The 17,217-nt window shown below is 45.1% G+C and carries 18 protein-coding genes and 4 tRNA genes; 16 read left to right on the top strand and 6 right to left on the bottom strand.

What is annotated here, in order from left to right; genetic code table 11:
• Positions 1-131 precede the first annotated feature (131 nt).
• The 3 genes from V5298_RS15370 to V5298_RS15360 are packed head-to-tail and all read right to left on the bottom strand — an operon-like array spanning position 132 to position 1,581.
• The gene (locus V5298_RS15370; RefSeq protein ID WP_332932328.1) at positions 132-485 is read right to left on the bottom strand and encodes a DsrE family protein; all 354 of its coding nucleotides are present in this window, start codon (positions 483-485) and stop codon (positions 132-134) included.
• Between the two features lie 2 nt (positions 486-487).
• Positions 488-862: a sulfurtransferase complex subunit TusD gene (tusD, locus tag V5298_RS15365; protein ID WP_332932327.1), complete on the bottom strand. Its 375-nt coding sequence runs from the start codon at positions 860-862 to the stop codon at positions 488-490.
• A gap of 53 nt (positions 863-915) precedes the next feature.
• Positions 916-1,581: a Bax inhibitor-1/YccA family protein gene (locus V5298_RS15360; protein ID WP_332932326.1), complete on the bottom strand. Its 666-nt coding sequence runs from the start codon at positions 1,579-1,581 to the stop codon at positions 916-918.
• 253 nt (positions 1,582-1,834) lie between these two features.
• Here V5298_RS15360 and V5298_RS15355 point away from each other — a divergent pair.
• From V5298_RS15355 to V5298_RS15315, 9 genes are all read left to right on the top strand, one after another.
• Positions 1,835-1,926: transfer RNA gene (locus tag V5298_RS15355), tRNA-Ser, on the top strand.
• 223 nt (positions 1,927-2,149) lie between these two features.
• Complete coding sequence (gene ovoA, locus V5298_RS15350; RefSeq protein WP_332932325.1) at positions 2,150-4,249, top strand: 5-histidylcysteine sulfoxide synthase; 2,100 nt, start codon at positions 2,150-2,152, stop codon at positions 4,247-4,249.
• A gap of 4 nt (positions 4,250-4,253) precedes the next feature.
• A complete protein-coding gene (locus V5298_RS15345) occupies positions 4,254-5,381 on the top strand; it encodes an aminotransferase class I/II-fold pyridoxal phosphate-dependent enzyme (RefSeq protein ID WP_332932324.1) in 1,128 nt (375 codons plus the stop codon).
• A 140-nt stretch (positions 5,382-5,521) separates the two neighbouring features.
• On the top strand, positions 5,522-6,166 hold the full coding sequence (gene uvrY, locus V5298_RS15340) for a UvrY/SirA/GacA family response regulator transcription factor (protein WP_332932323.1): 645 nt from the start codon (positions 5,522-5,524) through the stop codon (positions 6,164-6,166).
• Between the two features lies 1 nt (position 6,167).
• Positions 6,168-7,994, top strand: coding sequence for an excinuclease ABC subunit UvrC (gene uvrC, locus V5298_RS15335; protein WP_332932322.1), 1,827 nt, complete (start codon positions 6,168-6,170; stop codon positions 7,992-7,994).
• A gap of 67 nt (positions 7,995-8,061) precedes the next feature.
• Entirely contained in the window at positions 8,062-8,640 is a 579-nt protein-coding gene (gene pgsA / locus V5298_RS15330; protein ID WP_332932321.1) for a CDP-diacylglycerol--glycerol-3-phosphate 3-phosphatidyltransferase, read from the top strand.
• Positions 8,641-8,787: 147 nt separating this feature from the next.
• Positions 8,788-8,863 (top strand) — tRNA-Gly (locus V5298_RS15325).
• A gap of 4 nt (positions 8,864-8,867) precedes the next feature.
• Positions 8,868-8,941, top strand: a tRNA-Cys gene (locus V5298_RS15320).
• Between the two features lie 59 nt (positions 8,942-9,000).
• A tRNA-Leu gene (locus V5298_RS15315) sits at positions 9,001-9,087 on the top strand.
• A gap of 37 nt (positions 9,088-9,124) precedes the next feature.
• On the opposite strand, the gene V5298_RS15310 is transcribed toward V5298_RS15315, so the two are convergent.
• On the bottom strand, positions 9,125-10,318 hold the full coding sequence (locus V5298_RS15310) for an ISL3 family transposase (RefSeq protein ID WP_332932320.1): 1,194 nt from the start codon (positions 10,316-10,318) through the stop codon (positions 9,125-9,127).
• A gap of 265 nt (positions 10,319-10,583) precedes the next feature.
• Here V5298_RS15310 and V5298_RS15305 point away from each other — a divergent pair, with 265 nt between their 5' ends.
• From V5298_RS15305 to V5298_RS15275, 7 genes are all read left to right on the top strand, one after another.
• Entirely contained in the window at positions 10,584-10,964 is a 381-nt protein-coding gene (locus tag V5298_RS15305; protein WP_332932319.1) for a glutathione S-transferase N-terminal domain-containing protein, read from the top strand.
• A gap of 142 nt (positions 10,965-11,106) precedes the next feature.
• Positions 11,107-11,940, top strand: coding sequence for a sulfurtransferase (locus V5298_RS15300; RefSeq protein WP_332932318.1), 834 nt, complete (start codon positions 11,107-11,109; stop codon positions 11,938-11,940).
• 3 nt (positions 11,941-11,943) lie between these two features.
• Positions 11,944-12,672, top strand: a complete 729-nt coding sequence (gene cobB, locus V5298_RS15295; RefSeq protein ID WP_332932317.1) for a Sir2 family NAD+-dependent deacetylase — start codon at positions 11,944-11,946, stop codon at positions 12,670-12,672.
• 3 nt (positions 12,673-12,675) lie between these two features.
• Entirely contained in the window at positions 12,676-13,308 is a 633-nt protein-coding gene (locus V5298_RS15290) for a LysE family translocator (RefSeq protein ID WP_332932316.1), read from the top strand.
• A gap of 97 nt (positions 13,309-13,405) precedes the next feature.
• The gene (locus V5298_RS15285; RefSeq protein WP_332932315.1) at positions 13,406-14,152 is read left to right on the top strand and encodes a hypothetical protein; all 747 of its coding nucleotides are present in this window, start codon (positions 13,406-13,408) and stop codon (positions 14,150-14,152) included.
• On the top strand, positions 14,145-14,927 hold the full coding sequence (locus V5298_RS15280) for a glucosaminidase domain-containing protein (RefSeq protein ID WP_332932314.1): 783 nt from the start codon (positions 14,145-14,147) through the stop codon (positions 14,925-14,927). The genes V5298_RS15285 and V5298_RS15280 overlap by 8 nt, the downstream gene beginning before the upstream one ends.
• A gap of 2 nt (positions 14,928-14,929) precedes the next feature.
• Positions 14,930-15,565 carry a DUF2987 domain-containing protein gene (locus tag V5298_RS15275; protein ID WP_332932313.1) on the top strand — a complete coding sequence of 212 codons (636 nt, stop codon included), beginning with the start codon at positions 14,930-14,932 and terminating at the stop codon, positions 15,563-15,565.
• Between the two features lies 1 nt (position 15,566).
• Here V5298_RS15275 and rssA read toward each other — a convergent pair whose 3' ends face one another.
• Positions 15,567-16,481, bottom strand: a complete 915-nt coding sequence (gene rssA / locus V5298_RS15270; protein ID WP_332932312.1) for a patatin-like phospholipase RssA — start codon at positions 16,479-16,481, stop codon at positions 15,567-15,569.
• A 5-nt stretch (positions 16,482-16,486) separates the two neighbouring features.
• Positions 16,487-17,217, bottom strand: a 731-nt coding sequence (gene ttcA, locus V5298_RS15265; RefSeq protein WP_332932311.1) for a tRNA 2-thiocytidine(32) synthetase TtcA, incomplete at its 5' end; no start/stop codon positions are given.

The following is a 17,217-nucleotide window of genomic DNA, read 5'->3' as shown; positions in this document are numbered from 1 at the left end:
GTGACTATCTTTTAAATGGGGATAGTGATAAACCCCATCTTCTATTAATAAAACCGGCGTGTTTAGTTCAGGATCGCTAAGATAACGGGCCTGATGTTTAGAGGGGCAAGGCAAACGTAATACTAAAAGCATTAGAAAGTCACCACATGATCGCTGTTGTTAATTAGGGTATAGATGTGGTCTTTATTTGCTTGGGTTGCAATGCCACTTAGCTTATCTTTTTCAATGCCAAGGTTGAGCCTGTCTTCTTCACAGTAATAACATGCATCAATGTCGAAAAAGGTTAACGATTTAAGCCGTTTACTATGGTTTTTTACGCCTTTATCTTGTGGCGATTGATTAATAAGTTGCCACACACCGTTTCCTTCAAAAACCAGTGATACCTGATGCCCATAATTGGTGGCGCCGATGGCAAAATCCAAGCCGTCAGGCGCATCACTGCTGCCGTAGGGTGATGTGGTGAATCTAATGAGTATATTTGCCATGGTTAAAACTGCACCAGTCTGTGGGAATCGTGTAATGCGGAGAAAAACTCACCTAAACCTGTTTGTTCAAAGGGGGCTTCAATATTCCCTTGCCGTGAATCGGTGGATGAAAACAGCCCTCGTTTCTCACTAGCCGTAATACAGACCCGTAAAGACGCACCACTGACTGAATGTATTTTTTTCCACTCATTAAACATATTACGCTCATCATTGGGTGGAACCATGGCCGATAAGGCATTGTATATACCTTGCTGGTAGAAAAACACCTGGGAGAGTGTGTGCTCAGAATGGATAATCTGTTTACAAAATCGTATCGCAGAGGCACTGCCTGGGTGATCATAAGGTGACGCAGTTACTAAAATTGAATATGTAGACATAGAAACAAAAACACCCCAGTAACGGGGTGTTTTCTCCATACTAGAACAAAGGCTTAGTCATCGCCACCAAAGGCGCCAAGCAGATGTAGAATAGACACGAACAGGTTATAAATGTTTAAGTACAAAGATACCGTTGCGCGAATGTAATTGGTTTCGCCACCGTTAATGATGCGACTTGTATCAAACAGAATAAAACCTGACATGATAAACACGATGGCTGCACTAATAGCGAGGGACATCGCAGGTATGGCGAAAAAGATATTCGCGATACTCGCTACAATGGCCACCAATAAACCTACAATGAGGAAACCACCTAAGAAAGAAAAGTCTTTCTTAGTTGTGAGTGCATACCCTGATAGAGCAAAAAACACTAATGCAGTGGAACCCAGTGCTTGCATAATAAGACCTGGACCAGCAACACCTAGATAGAAATTAAGGGTATATCCTAAAGATGCCCCCATCAGGCCTGTAAATGCAAACACCCAATATATTCCAGAGGCCGATTCGGCTTTACGTTGCACAACAAAAAGAGTAATAAATGCACCGATGGTCATCGCCAACGACATCATAGGACTGATGTTTATGGCCATGGCAATACCGGCACAAACGGCACTGAATGCCAAAGTCATTGCCAGTAACATATAAGTATTACGTAGTACCTTATTTGTCTGTAACACTGACTGTTGAGATGCACCTGCATACATCGAACGCTGATCCATTGTTTCCTCCAGAGGATTAAATAAAAACCAAGTTAGGTTAATTACCTTATGATTAGGTTAGTTGTATGGGTTTTGGTTCACTTTTTCAAGTGCTTTTGCCGTTAAACGTTTCAACTTACCTAATTATAGTGCTTATAGAGGAAGTTTAGTAGAAAATATCAACGCATTGTGCAAAAGCTAAGCGGTCAGGCATTTTTTTTAAAATTAGTACTTTACAGGCTCAAAAATTTCATTAAGATACGCATCACTTCTCGGAGAGATGGCAGAGCTCGGTTTAATGCACCTGACTTGAAATCAGGCGAAGGGTCAAACCTTCCGGGGGTTCGAATCCCTCTCTCTCCGCCATATTGCAAAAGCCCGCTTTATTTAAAGCGGGCTTTTTTGTTTTTAGTTTCATGCTTTTATCTTGCATTTTAGTCTATGAAATGATTTGCTGATAAAGACATTCATTGATCCGCTATACTGGCAGAACGTATCATCATCCCTCAATCTCACAAAATGTGTTTCTGGCACACATAAAAACAGGTTGTGTTTTTCCTATAAAAATAAGCAGTAATAGAGGAAGCTAATGGGCGTTTTACATACTCCAAATTTAAAACAGGGTAGTGTGGAAAGTAAAAGACAAGAGATACTCGCTTACTTTCACCAGTCCTTCGACACATATGACACTCTCTTTGATGTTCTCAATTCCGATGATGCTTTCTATCAGCGACCGGAAAAACTACGTCATCCACTGATTTTTTATTATGGGCACACGGCCACGTTTTATATCAACAAGCTGATATTGGCCAAACAAATCAACCATCGCGTCAATCCTGAATTTGAATCGCTGTTTGCCATTGGTGTGGATGAGATGAGCTGGGATGATCTTGATGAAACGCACTATGTATGGCCTGCGGTGAATGATGTCAGAGCCTATCGCGCTCAAGTGCGGGAGCTGGTATCTGACTATATCAGTCATATGGATTTTTCCATGCCCATTGATTGGCAAAGCCCGGCCTGGCCGGTGTTAATGGGCATTGAGCATGAAGGTATTCACCTTGAAACCTCATCCGTACTTATTCGTCAGCTTCCCCTAACCTATGTGCGTGAGCACGAACAATGGCAACCTTGTCGTGAACAGGGCGAGACACCGCTAAATCAAATGGTGGATATTCCCGGCGGAGAAGTGGTACTGGGAAAACCTTTTGACGCGCCGTATTACGGCTGGGATAACGAGTATGGGGAACATTGCGCTAAAGTCCGCACATTTAAAGCTTCTCAGTATCTCGTGAGTAACGGTGAATTCCTTTCTTTTGTGGAACAGGGTGGCTACCAGCAGCCGCAATTCTGGGAAGTAGAAGGACGAAAATGGCAAGAATATACCAACGCGCAGCATCCCACCTTTTGGCGGCAAGAAAATGGACAATATCTGTATCGTACGCTGAGTTCAGAAATTCCGTTACCCTTAGATTGGCCCGTTGATGTTAATTATCACGAAGCAAAGGCATTTTGTAATTGGTTAGCTGATCGCACAGGGAAAAGAATACAGTTACCCACCGAAGACGAATGGTGTCGGTTAAGAGATGTCGCCCAGGTCGATGAGGTTCTTTACAACGAGCAATGGCAAATAGGGCTGGCTGGCCCGGCATCATCGGTGCCGGTCAACTGGCATAGTAAAAAGGGTATTTATGATGTGGTTGGCAACGTTTGGCAATGGACCGAAACCCCCATTTATCCCTTCGATGGGTTTAAAGTTCATCCTTTGTATGATGACTTCACCACGCCGACATTCGACAATAAGCATAACTTAATTAAAGGGGGATCCTGGATCTCCACCGGTAATGAAGCTATGCGTCATAGTCGCTATGCGTTTCGGCGGCATTTTTTCCAGCACGCTGGCTTTCGCTATGTTGAGTCAGAAGAAGTCATTAAGGTAAATGATTTGGATTACGAGAGTGATACCCAGGTTTCCCAATACAGTGAGTTTCACTACGGGAATACCTATTTCGACGTGCCTAATTTTGCCCAAGCTTCGGTGGCCTTTGCCGCAAAGTTTTTTGCTGGCAGACGAAAGGTGAAAGCATTGGACTTAGGCTGCGCAGTAGGCAGAGCGACCTTTGAGTTGGCAAACTATTTTGATCATGTTGATGGCATCGATTTTTCTGCCCGCTTTATTAAAACGGCTTTTGCTATGCAGGAACAAGGTGAGATCCGTTATAACCTGATAGACGAAGGAGAACTAACCTCCTTTTGTGTTCGCCGTTTGCATGATTTTGGGTTAAAAGAGGTGGCAAATAAAGTGCACTTCGCCCAAGGCGACGCCTGTAATCTAAAACCCCAGTTTACGGGGTATGATTGTATCTTAATGAGTAACCTGATTGATCGGGTGTACGAACCGGCTAAGTTACTTTCATCGATAAAATCACGTTTAAATGTAGGAGGCGTACTTATTGTGGGTTCGCCTTTTACCTGGCTTGAGGAATATACGGAAAAAGCCCATTGGCTAGGCGGCATTAAAGATGAAAACGGTGAAACACTCACAAGCACTGATGCCCTTGAGCGCACCTTGGGGCGCGATTTTGTCCGTTTGGAAAAACCCACTGAAATTCCTTTTGTGATCCGGGAAACGAAACGGAAATTCCAACATACCTTGTCTGAGTTTAACGTGTTTGAACGGGTAAAGTAGGTCCGTGTTTGAGGACAGAACAGGCACGGACGCCTTAAAGTTTGACGGGGTTTCCTTGCGCTACGGTGACTCGCAACATTCGGTATTGCCCATGTGGGTGGCAGACATGGATATACCACCACCTGACAATGTTGGCCAATCCATCAACGCATTTTTAGCCGGTCATTATGGCTATCAAATGCAGGATATTGCACCGGCCATCGTTGACTGGCATGGTCGACGGCATCAACCCGTGCAAGATCATGAAGTGGTCAGTTGTCAGAGTGTTATTGGTGGTATAAAAAGCGTGATTGAAGCGCTTACCCAACCCAATGACACCATTGCATTATTTGCACCTGTTTATGCACCACTGATTGAGGTTGTGCGGGCGTGTCACCGCACACCGGTACTTATCCCCTTTGACGTTGAAACTGGGCCGGGGAGGGGCGATCTTGATGGCATCCCTAAAAACATTGCCATGCTTGTTCTGTGCAATCCGCAAAATCCCACAGGGCATGTGTGGCCGCAAAATACCCTGGTTGCACTGGCGAGTTTATGCCAACGGTTAAGGATCCCCATGGTGTGTGACGAAGTGCACAGTGCCTTTGTGTCACCAACTGTTTCCTTCTGTTCTGCATTACAGCTAGCGGGTGATTTACGACAAACAACCATTGTCCTTCAATCAGCCACCAAAGCGTATAACCTTGCCCATATACCCGGTGCATCTTATGCGGTGATCCCTAAGGCGTCATGGCAACAGCAGGTTCGCCGCTGTATTGAGCAATGTCACCTGTATTCTGGCACGCTCTCAAACGTTAGTCTGATGGCTGCGTATAGCGAACAAAATGATGGATGGTTAAAGGACGTTAGCCTACAAATTCATTCCAACAGGAAACAATTGGAACAGGGCCTAGCTTATTCTTCCTTGGCACCGGTTAACAGTGAAGCCACGTTTTTCTGCTGGCTAGACTTAACCGCACTTTATCCAAGTCAGGAGCAGGTAGCACGTTTGCTATTCGCCGATACAGGAATAGCCGCCAATGATGGCGCCTCCTTTGGGAGTCCTGGCTGGGTGCGGCTTAATGTAGCGACAAATCCAAACAATGTGACGGAAGCGCTAAAACGGCTACAGTTGTTGTGGCAGCAGATTTAGTAACCGGTTTGGTTATAAGCCGCATCAACCGCTGAGTATGTTCTTCACAGTGGGCGAGAAAATGTTATTATGCCTGAACAGGTTATAAGTTCTATCCACTTATAACGATGTGTATTAAGAATATTCAGCGAGCATAAAACGTGATAAAGATTATCCTGGCCGATGACCACGAACTGGTTAGAACAGGGATTCGTCGTATCTTAGACGATGTAAAGGATTTTACCGTAGTTTCAGAAGCAAAAAATGGTGAAGATGCGGTGCAACTGTGCCGTAAAGCTGCGCCTGATATCGTCTTGATGGACGTAAACATGCCCGGTATGGGAGGGTTAGAGGCAACGAAGAAAATCGTTCGTATGTCTGAGAACACCCGGGTTATCTGTCTTTCTATGCATAAAGAGCATCCCATTCCTGCTCAGGTTATGCAAATTGGTGCTTTTGGCTTTCTAACGAAAGATGCAGAGCCAGAAGAGATGATCCGCGCAATTTACAAAGTACATGCGGGACAAAAGTATTTACCACCTGAGATCGCCCAAAGTATCGCCATCAGTCGTTTAACCCCCGATAATGAAAACCCCTTCGATAACTTATCCAGCCGTGAACTGAACATTGCCATGCGTCTCACCCGTGGACAAAAAGTGCCGGAAATTGCCGCTGAGTTAAGTATTAATGCGAAAACAGTCAACACGTACCGCTATCGGATGTTTGAAAAGCTAGGCGTAACAACCGATGTGGAACTGACCCATTTGGCATTGCGCCACAAGCTTATCGATCCTACTTTGCTTTAATATGAGCAATATGCCCGAATTTGACCATGATGCCTTTTTAAAAAACCTCACCAATCTTCCAGGTGTGTACAGGATGTACAATGGTGAGGGCGATGTCATCTATGTGGGCAAAGCGAAGCATCTGAAAAAACGGGTATCCAGTTATTTTCGTAAGGTGGTGGATAGCGCCAAAACCCGTTCTTTGGTTGCCAATATTGCCCATATTGATGTTACGGTGGTTAACAGCGAAACCGAAGCGTTTCTGCTGGAAAACAACTTTATAAAGAAATACAAACCTCGTTATAACGTGGTGATGCGGGATGATAAATCGTACCCCTTTATTTTTCTTTCAGATCATACTCATCCACGTTTGTCCTTTCATCGTGGACCCCAAAAGAAAAAAGGCGAGTATTTTGGGCCTTATCCCAGCTCATGGGCGGTGCGGGAAAGTTTGCGCACCATGCAAAAGATCTTTCCCATCAGGCAATGTGAAGACAGCTACTATCGCACGCGAAGTCGTCCGTGTTTACAGTACCAGATGCAGCGTTGTAGTGCGCCCTGTGTAGAAGGGTATGTCACCGACGAGGAATATCAGGAACAAGTACAACTGGCGCGGTTATTCCTTAACGGAAAAAATCAGCAGGTGATAGGTTCGTTGGTTTCGAAAATGGAAAAAGCCAGTGAGGCACTTAATTTTGAAGGTGCCGCCCGATACCGTGATCAGATAAATGTTCTGAGAAAAGTTCAGGAGCAGCAATGGGTTGCGGGTACCCAGGATGAAATGGACGTGTTTGGTTTTGCTGTCCGCGGAAATATGGCCTGTATTCAGGTGATGTTTATACGTGACAGTCAGTTGTTAGGCAGCAAATCCTATTTTCCTAAGGTGCCGGCGGCGGCCACCGAAGATGAGATTTTTGAATCGTTTTTTCTTCAGTTTTATCTGTCGGGCAATAAAATCATCCCGAAACAAATCGTTATTCCGCGGGATTTAAGTGACGAAGAAAGTATTTTATCGGTTTTAAGTGAGGAAGCGAAACGCAAGGTCAAACTGTTCAAGGGCGCGCGGGAGGAAAAGCGGCGATACCTGAAATTAGCACAAAGTAATGCTGAAAACGCCCTAGATGCCCAGTACAGTCAGCAAAAATCCGTGCATGCCCGTTACCTAGACTTAGAAGAAGCGTTAGAGCGGGATCAGCCTATCCAGCGTATGGAATGCTTTGATATCAGTCATACCTCAGGACAACAAACGGTGGCCTCCTGTGTGGTGTTTAACCGTGAAGGGCCGATGAAAAGTGATTATCGTCGCTATAATATTGAAGGCATTACGCCGGGGGATGATTATGCGGCCATGGCCCAAGCGCTAAAACGGCGCTATAAGTCTGTCAAAGAAGTGAGTAAAATCCCAGATATTCTGTTTATCGACGGTGGTAAAGGGCAGTTGGCGCAGGCGGAAGGTTTCTTTGAGTCCTGGCCAATTGAAAAGAAACCGTTGCTTATTGGGGTGGCAAAGGGTACAACCCGAAAACCGGGATTGGAAACACTGATCTTAGCAGGCTCCCATGAAACCTTGCCTATGTCGGAACATTCACCTGCATTGCACTTAATTCAGCATATTCGCGACGAGTCTCACCGTTTTGCGATAACGGGCCATCGGGCGCGCAGACAAAAAGTGAAAACCACGTCCAGTTTAGAATCCATCCCCGGAATTGGTGCAAAACGGCGACAAACCCTGCTTAAATATATGGGGGGGTTACAGGGCTTGAAAAAAGCTAGTAAAGACGAAATAGCGAGTGTGCCTGGTATCAGTCAGGAACTGGCGGAAACCATTTATGACCATCTGCATCTTTAATCACGTTATGCAGAAAAGGGATCACAGTAAAACAACGTGATGTAATTTAAAAAATTGAGAAGTATTTATGTGGACGGTACCTAATATCATCACCTTTTTTCGGGTATTACTGATCCCCGTGTTTGTGGGTGTGTATTTTTTAGACTGGCGTTGGGCCAGAGAGGCCGGTGCTTTTGTATTTTGGCTGGCGGCCATCACCGATTGGTTTGACGGCTATTTAGCAAGAAAGTTAGAACAGACAACGCCTTTTGGGGCATTTTTAGATCCCGTGGCAGATAAATTAATCGTCGCCACAGCCTTGATTATGATCACCCACAGTTACGGCTCACTTTGGATCACTGTGCCTGCCATTGCGTTAATGGTCAGAGAAATTTATATCTCTGCGTTACGGGAGTGGATGGCAAAACGGGGTTACAGTGATTCGGTGAAGGTCAGTTTCATCGGTAAGGCAAAAACCATGGCGCAAATGTTAGCCCTTATCGGCCTGTTATCGGGTTTAGAAACCTTCATGGGCTTTCCACTATACTGGGTCACATTAGGTCATTGCCTGCTGTATATTGCTGCGGTGCTGTCTATTTGGTCAATGTTGGAGTATACCGCCAATGCCTGGACCCATTTAAAAGGCCAGCCCATGGAAAAATTTTGATGACGGAATAGTCAAAATGGATAAAAATGCCGCAAACAAACATAAAATGATGTGTTTAGCGAAAAAATGCGGCTTTTTGCTGTTGACAGTTTTCCCGGTGTAGGTAGAATGCACCCCACGTTTCAGGCACGACTCGGAACGTACCAAGCGGGAATAGCTCAGTTGGTAGAGCACAACCTTGCCAAGGTTGGGGTCGCGAGTTCGAATCTCGTTTCCCGCTCCAAATTGGCGGAATGGCAGAATGGCTATGCAGCGGATTGCAAATCCGTGGATCTCGGTTCGACTCCGGGTTCCGCCTCCATAGCTGCACTGCAGCATCAGGTATCTACGCCTGACACTCAAGCCGAAAGGCAACCCGATGCCCGGGTGGTGAAATTGGTAGACACAAGGGATTTAAAATCCCTCGCTGGTAACAGCGTGTCGGTTCAAGTCCGGCCCCGGGCACCATTTTCTTGGCTCTACCCCATAAACGGGGGATCAGCACTCATCTTACCCTATTGATAACACCATCCCATCCGCAATGGGTCATCACTCTTATTCTGTAATTTTCAAAGTTTCTAAAACCATACGCTCTTCTCGATATCATTTCCATTTTGTTGTGGAAGCCTTCGGTGATGCCGTTGTTCCGTGTAAAGCGCCACATTGCCACTATCGGTTGTAGCCAGGACGTCAGGGACTTCGCTAAGGCTTTGAGTGGGCTTTGATGCAACTGTGCGAGTAACTCTAAGAATTGAGGTAGCTTTTTTTCCATCCGATTTTGGTTCATCGTTTTCATCAGCACAAAACGGATAAGCTTTTGTTTCGTTATATACAATGCGCGTAGGACGGGGTAGTTCGCCAAGTAACGGTCTAAGTTTGCTCTGCTATCTTCGTTTAGTCGCCATTGATGCCGTCGCATTAAACTCAGTAAGCCTCGATTCTTTCGCCCCTCGGGGTGCTGTATTTGCCATGCTTTCAAAAAATGATGGTTTATCAATCGCACGACATGAAAGCGGTCAGCGACGATTGTCGCGTTAGGAAAGTACTTTTTAGCAATGCTGCGGTATGTTTCGGACAAATCCATAGCGATGATTCGCACGTTTTCTTTGCCAGGTAAATGGCGTAGATAGCTGCGTAAGCTCAGCTCAGAACGGCCCAACTTCACATCAAAAACGTTGCGGTTACGTAAATCCACTAACGTAGTGGCGTAGCCCTTTTTGCGCGTGAAGAAGTGTTCGTCTATGCCTAACATCTCGGGGCAGGGGCGACTGATAATCTCTTTATATTTTTGGCTGATATGAGAATGGTACCACCGCTCTACCGTAGTTGGACTAATGCGATGTGTGCGTGAGATACCACGCTGCGTAACACCGCCGTGGTGCGCCTCAAAGACTTCCAAGCGAAAGCACTCCGATGCCCGATAGCGAGGCCGAATCCCAACAAAAGGATGCCTGAAATAACGACCACAGCATCGACAATGATACTTAGGCACCTTTAAATGTAGCATTAGCACCTGATTACCTTGACGCGTGTGCTTTACAGTGCGCTTATGTGTGGCTTTTATGCGTAAATGTCGACTCTCACAATGCTTGCATAAAGGCTTTTTAGTAGGCTTTGCCCACACTTCAATAAAATCATGTCGATGAACACGTTCTATTTCTAACTCACTTATGCCTAAAATAGTACCTGCGTGGGACATCTGTACTCTCCATTAAATGATTCTTCGCAAAATCAGTTTAATGAATGCGGATGTCCCCCGTTAATGATGAAGAGCCCATAGACGGGCTAAACTTGCTTACTCCCCTTTGAAATCATTATAGGCTAGCCGTAGTATTGTTTTTTCCTTCAGTGTTCATCTGGGATCATGGGGTTTATTGATAGATAAAATCGCCTAAATCAATGAGAAATCAAAACGCTATAGGTTTATACTACAGCCTGATTTTTTTCCCAGTGCAGTTATTACTATGTCTATTATCGTAAACCTCGTTCGAAATCTCCTAGGTTGCATCATCGCTTTTATTGATGTGATTACTCGCCCTCGCAAGTTAAAACGCAGTGCCCAAGCACAACACGCGGTAAAGCAAGAGGTTAAAGCCATGGCTTTATATCAGTTTTTTGCCTGTCCGTTTTGCATTAAAACCCGTCGTGCTTTGCACCGGTTAAATTTACCCATTGAAACCCGAAACGCTAAAAAGGGCACGTCCTTTAGAGCAGAGCTCGAAGCTCAGGGTGGGAAAGGAAAGGTGCCTTGTTTGCGAGTCTCAGAAAACGGTAAAGACATCTGGATGTACGAAAGTAACGACATCATTCAATATTTAGAACAACGTTTTGGTTCGGTTCGTTAATCACCTAGGTGTTATGGTCTTGATGCTATGTTTTTAGTCCGGTGTTAGGTATTTCATCCGACAATTGGCTGTATTTTTGCGGTGAATGTTCGTATAGTGTTTACCTTATGGCATCGTATGAACTGTTTGCAGTGTTAGTTTAATGACGAAAATTCTCATTTCCCCTGAAAAGTTACACCATCAATATGGGCAAAAAGCCATTACGGTTTTGCGTGCCTTGATGGCCGATCCGTTAACGGGAGTAGGGGATATTGCAGATAAACAACGGCTCCCTGGCACCATCAATGTGGATATTGATATTGAAGCCAGCCATCATGAGGATCCAAACCCGCATACCATGTTAAGTCCCGAATCAATGGGACTTTTATTGGCGCAGAAAGGGGTTTCTAATCAGGCCGATGTGGTTATTTACGATAACCGTGGCATGTTTTGCGCGCCCCGTTTGTGGTGGATGATGAAATCCGTTGGCCATGAACAGGTTCGTCTGTTAGACGGTGGTTGGCCTGCGTGGCATGCAATGAGTCCAGTTAGCCATTGTGCTGAAGATACACTGACCCGAAATGCAACATACCAGATACAAAATTATCACCATGCCTGGTTTGTTGGGGCAAGCGAAGTTTTAGACATGCTTGGCGGCGAAACGCAGATTATCGATGCGCGCAGTGCCCCCCGTTTTAACGCTGAAGTTGACGAGCCTAGGCCTGGGTTGCGACGAGGTCATATTCCAGGTTCAGTGAATATTCCCTTTCAACGGCTTTTAGATAATGGCCAGTTTAAAACCCAGGAATTACTACAAGATATTTTTAAACAAGCGGGCGTTGATTTACGCAAACCCATTGTGTGTAGTTGTGGATCAGGGGTAACAGCCTGTATTGTTGGTGTAGCGGCTTTATTATGCGGTGCAAATAACGTCAAAGTTTACGATGGTTCGTGGGCGGAGTGGGGCGGCAAACCCCATTTACCGGTAGAGGAGTAGCAGATGACTAATGGACCTCGTGTGGTTGTACTGACGGGCGCTGGCGTATCAGCCGAGTCGGGCCTTAGAACGTTTCGAGACAATAATGGCTTGTGGGAAAATCATCGTATCGAAGATGTCGCCACCCCAGAAGCGTTTGAGAAAGACGCGGACTTAGTTTATCGATTCTATAATTCGCGACGGGCCCAGTTACAGCATCCCGATGTGACACCTAATGCGGCACATACTGCGTTGGCAAGCTTGGAACGCCAACTCGGTGAACAATTTATGTTAGTTACCCAAAATGTGGATGATTTGCATGAAAGGGGCGGCAGTGAAAGGGTTGTTCACATGCATGGTAAACTGCTTTCCGCCCGTTGCATTGCCTCGGGCAAAAGCCATGCGTGGAGTGACGCTTTTGATGAAACTACCCCTTGCCCTTGTTGCACGCCAGCTGCGGTTTTGCGTCCCGACATAGTCTGGTTTGGTGAAATGCCACTACAAATGGACGACATTATTTTAGCGTTAACCAAAGCCGATATATTTATTTCCATCGGTACCTCAGGTCAGGTTTATCCTGCTGCAGGTTTTGTGCAGGTAGCTAAAGACAGCGGTGCCCGTACCGTTGAATTAAATCTACAACCCAGTGATCGCTGTGATTTGTTCGACGAGTCCTATCATGGACCCGCCTCCCAAGTTGTCCCTAATTTCATCAATAGTTTAATGGAAGAGTTTTCTGTTTCTGTCGAATAGTCTATGTCTGCTTATATAAACGAATTTTTAACTATCGCTTTAATTCATTTAGTGGCAGTGGCAAGTCCGGGCCCTGATTTTGCTGTGGTTGTTAGACATAGCGTTGCCTATGGAAGAAAAATCGCACTCTATACCAGTTTGGGCGTGGGTTTAGCCATATTTTTGCATGTGGGTTACTCCCTAGTTGGCTTAAGTATGCTAATTAAAACCACCCCTTGGTTATATACTACTTTTAGCTATGCGGCCGCGGGGTATCTTATTTACCTGGCGATTGGCGCGCTAAGAAGCGGCCCGCCAATAAATGCCCCCCAAACAGCGCAAACACAGGAAGTAGATAAGCCGCTAATCTCAGTACCTAAAGCAATTGGTGTGGGTTTTTTAACCAATGGATTAAACCCCAAAGCGACCCTGTTTTTCTTATCGTTATTTACCGCTATTATTAATGTTGAAACCCCGTTTATGATCAAATTGGGTTATGGTGTGTATCTTTCTCTTGCCACCACCGCGTGGTTTTGTTTTCTATCTTATTTACTCAGTACCAGTAAGGTAGCAAAACTGATTGGCGAAAAGGGCTATTGGCTTGATCGAACCATGGGGGTGATACTTATCGGGTTAGCGGTAAAACTGGTTTGGTAAACGGAAACCGCTGTCGCCTTAAAACCTCTCATAGGAATAGGGTCAAACTGGGTAAATAAGGTATACTAGGCGGAATTTATTTGTATTAAAGGTTCCTGTGTCCCAATTCAATCCGCAAGATCAACAAGTACCGAATTCGTTGCATCAAAAACTTGTTCAACCTAACGGGCGGTTTAATTATATCTTTTTAGCGAAAAAGGCTTTTCGTGTTTTAAGACAAACCTTTTGGCCACTTTTTCAAGCTTGCCTAGCGCTTTTCTTTATCGTGTTGGGTGGCGCATTACTGCTTGTGAACGTTTTTCCCGTCGCCGTTTTAACTCAAATGCCGCCACAGCAGCAGGTGATTATCGATATCGTGTCGGTACTTATCTTTGCCCCCCTCACCACGGGTTTATCAATGATGGGGATCAATGCAATACGTGGCAATGTTGTCAACAGTGGCCATGTGCTTCATTATTTCCCCATGGTGCTGGTATTAGCCTTAGCGCAACTGCTTATTTCTGTTATGACTCAGGTGGGTTTTACGCTACTAGTTATCCCCGGTTTATACATATTGATGGCCACCACCTTTACCTTGCCTTTGATTGCTGATAAACAGCTGGGGATCTTAGCGGCATTAAAACTATCCGTTTCAGTGGTCAATAAGCATTTATTGTCTTTTGTTGTTCTTTTTACCGTTTTTCTCCTATTGTTTTTAATCAGTATGGTGAGTTTTGGTATCGCCTTGCTTGTGGTTATGCCCTTCTACTTTGTGGTAATGGGTATTGTATACAGTGCACTGTTTGATAATGATCCTTCACACGAAAGTGTGTCCAAATCCCAGGAGTTAGTGTTTGATGCATAAACGGGAAACCGTAAAAATTGTATTGATTACCATTGCAATATTAATTGTGATTGTCATTAACGCCGTGATCATGTCGTTAAAAGAGCCGGATATCCTGGATGTGCCTACAACGGAACAGGCTAAGCGCCCAGTGCCCGATTTTGCTGCAATCTCTGATATTAACGAGAAGAAAAAAGCATTTTTTGCTTATTTAAAACCGGAAGTTGAAAAGCAAAACGAATACTTATTGTCACTGCGTCACTATATTCAAACCTTACAGCGTAATTTATCCTTGGGTAAAACCTTAACCGATGATGAGCAAGAAAAACTGGCGTGGCTGGTAAAAGAATATAAAGTCAGTGATAGCGAGGTAAGCCAGCAAATAAAAGCCTTGTTAAAGAAGGTGGATATTTTACCGGTGGAATTAGTGTTAGCTCAGGCGGCAAATGAATCCGCGTGGGGAACCAGTCGGTTTGCAAAAGAAGGGTATAACTTTTTTGGCCTGTGGTGTTTTAGTCAGGGATGCGGTTTTGTGCCTTCAAGGCGTACCGTGGGCTTAGAGCATGAGGTCGCAAGGTTTTCAAATCTTTCAGAAGCCACCTATACCTATATGCGTAATCTAAATAGGCACGATGCCTACAAGGAGTTGCGCAATATACGTAGTACGCTTCGTGTCAATCAACTACCTGTGACGGGTGTCGCATTGGCAGAAGGATTAATGAATTATTCTGAGCGGGGGATTGCCTATGTAGAAGAACTACAAGCAATGATCCGCTACAACAAGGAGTATATGTAAAGGTGTTTAAGGCCGTTGTTATCTTATTAACGTTATGTGCTTTTTCCAGTTATGGTGAAGTGCTGAACGTGGAGTACAGTCGATTTTATAGTCATACCCGCAAGTTAGATAATGAAGACACCCAAGCCTTGCAATTTGCCTTTGGTTTTGTCCGGGTAGGTGAAAATCGCCTGTGTGACATTACCAGCGCCAAAATTGTCACGGATAAAAAAATCCTCCCCCTGACGGTAACCGAAGAAGGGCGGTTTACCGTACCCACCGACAAGGTGCTTAAAATGGCCGAAGCAATGGTTGAAATTCATCTTGTGGAGCCGGCAAATGTGTGTGATATGTCGGTACAGTTAGAAACCAAGCCCGCCTATCTCGCCACCAACTATAGCCAACAGGAACTGATCTTTTTACTCGAGCAGTACCGTTCTTTTTTCAATGAGATGGGCAGTTTTTTAGCCTTTATGATGCCGTCCGTTGAAGGCCTAACCTTTCAGTTTGCAGATGAAAATTTAAGTACGGCACCGTCCAAGAAGGTGCCAGCCATTACAATGGGCACCTTAACCTTGTCTGAAGAATGGATCCAAAACCATGACAACATCACGTTGCCGCTAGCGCCAATGCGGGTAACAGCAAAAGCGAGTAACTAAACTAGGGTTGCTGCTCGTCGGTTTCAATGACCAATTGATATTGAATTTCTTCCGCTAGACGGCTCACCGTGCGCTCACCTTCAATGCAAAGTTCGGTGGCACGGTGAAACTCCATTAACCCCACATCTGATAAATGGGGCTCAATCAGCACATCGGGTGGATCGCCGGCAAGGCGAGAACGGGTCACCCTTGCTTGCAGAATTTCAAGAGAGCTACTCATAACACTCAAGATCCCCGGCGGTTCCAGCTTTTCGCTTTTCCCTTCCGGTGAAAACCACTGGCGAACAATATTGGAGCCTTTTGAAAAGAAATCATCGGTTTTCTTTTGGATCTTTTCATGTTCGACGGTGGGTTTATCTAAACGCTGAGGTTTAAAATCGGCATTGAGGTTGACGGCAATAACAAAATCCGCTCCCATTTGTCGACACAGATTTACCGGTACAGGATTCACCACGGCGCCGTCCACTAACCATCGTCCGTTATGTTCAATGGGGCTAAAAAGGGCAGGGATGGCACAGGAAGCTTGAATACAACTGCCTACGGGGCCATTGTTAAACATCACTTCACGACCAGAATAAAGATCTGTAGCGACCACGGCAAACGGCTTATTCATTTCTTCAAATGTTGAGGCACAAAACTCTTCGGCAAGTTTGGTAAACACCTTCTGGCCGCTGGCAATGCCGCCTTTACGTATGCCCACACCCATTAGTGATAAAATTTGCCATTCGGTGAGTGAACAAGCCCATTCTTTTAGTGGTTCTAGTTTGCCACTGGCATAAGCCGCCCCTACATAGGCACCTATTGAACAACCCGCCACAATATCGATTTTGACACCCAGTTTTTCCAACGCTTGAATAATACCGATGTGTGCCCAACCGCGTGCAGCACCTGCACCTAGCGCTAAACCAATTTTCATGAATGTTATTCCGTTAAGTTAACGATTTGTACTGGCGATGAATTCTCGTCTTCTTGTACAGAACCAAAGTTAGGGGTATCAAATGCCAGATCACCATCTGCAACGGGTTTTCCCTGTGCTTGAATGCTGTCAAAATCGTACAGTGATTTATCCGCAAGATGGGAAGGCGCCACATTTTGCATGGCTCTAAACATGGATTCGATACGGCCGGGATAACGTTTGTTCCAGTCTTGCAGCATCATTTTGATATTTTGTCGTTGCAGATTGTCTTGGGAACCACACAAATTACAAGGGATAATCGGAAAGTTAACCGCTTGTGCGTATTTTTCAATATCTTTCTCACTGCAATAGGCAAGGGGACGGATCACAATATGTTCGCCATTATCACTGACGAGTTTTGGTGGCATCGATTTTAATTTACCGCCATGAAACATGTTTAAAAACAGGGTTTCTAGCATATCATCACGATGATGGCCCAGGGCAATTTTGGTGGCGCCTAATTCCCGGGCGGTGCGATACAAGATCCCCCGACGTAAGCGAGAACACAACGAACAGGTGGTTTTACCCTCGGGGATTTTCTCTTTTACAATGGCGTAGGTATCTTCCTCTACAATTTTATAGTCTACGCCTAAGTCTTGAAGATATTGGGGCAGAATATGTTCAGGAAAGCCTGGTTGCTTTTGATCGAGATTAACAGCCACTATATCAAAATGTATGGGCGCAATTTTGCGTAAAA

This window comes from Alteromonas sp. 14N.309.X.WAT.G.H12, from assembly GCF_036697315.1.
Lineage (GTDB): Bacteria > Pseudomonadota > Gammaproteobacteria > Enterobacterales > Alteromonadaceae > Alteromonas.
The sequence above is the reverse complement of the archived record's forward strand: the minus strand, read 5'-3'. Positions and strand labels throughout refer to the sequence as shown.

Coding starts and splice junctions, on each gene's coding strand:
- rssA (WP_332932312.1), bottom strand. CDS start 16,481: ATGAAAATTGGTTTAGCGCTAGGTGCAGGTGCTGCACGCGGTTGGGCA.
- V5298_RS15280 (WP_332932314.1), top strand. CDS start 14,145: ATGCATAAACGGGAAACCGTAAAAATTGTATTGATTACCATTGCAATA.
- V5298_RS15305 (WP_332932319.1), top strand. CDS start 10,584: ATGTCTATTATCGTAAACCTCGTTCGAAATCTCCTAGGTTGCATCATC.
- ovoA (WP_332932325.1), top strand. CDS start 2,150: ATGGGCGTTTTACATACTCCAAATTTAAAACAGGGTAGTGTGGAAAGT.
- pgsA (WP_332932321.1), top strand. CDS start 8,062: ATGTGGACGGTACCTAATATCATCACCTTTTTTCGGGTATTACTGATC.
- cobB (WP_332932317.1), top strand. CDS start 11,944: ATGACTAATGGACCTCGTGTGGTTGTACTGACGGGCGCTGGCGTATCA.
- V5298_RS15360 (WP_332932326.1), bottom strand. CDS start 1,581: ATGGATCAGCGTTCGATGTATGCAGGTGCATCTCAACAGTCAGTGTTA.
- V5298_RS15310 (WP_332932320.1), bottom strand. CDS start 10,318: ATGTCCCACGCAGGTACTATTTTAGGCATAAGTGAGTTAGAAATAGAA.
- V5298_RS15370 (WP_332932328.1), bottom strand. CDS start 485: ATGGCAAATATACTCATTAGATTCACCACATCACCCTACGGCAGCAGT.
- V5298_RS15300 (WP_332932318.1), top strand. CDS start 11,107: ATGACGAAAATTCTCATTTCCCCTGAAAAGTTACACCATCAATATGGG.
- tusD (WP_332932327.1), bottom strand. CDS start 862: ATGTCTACATATTCAATTTTAGTAACTGCGTCACCTTATGATCACCCA.
- uvrC (WP_332932322.1), top strand. CDS start 6,168: ATGAGCAATATGCCCGAATTTGACCATGATGCCTTTTTAAAAAACCTC.
- V5298_RS15290 (WP_332932316.1), top strand. CDS start 12,676: ATGTCTGCTTATATAAACGAATTTTTAACTATCGCTTTAATTCATTTA.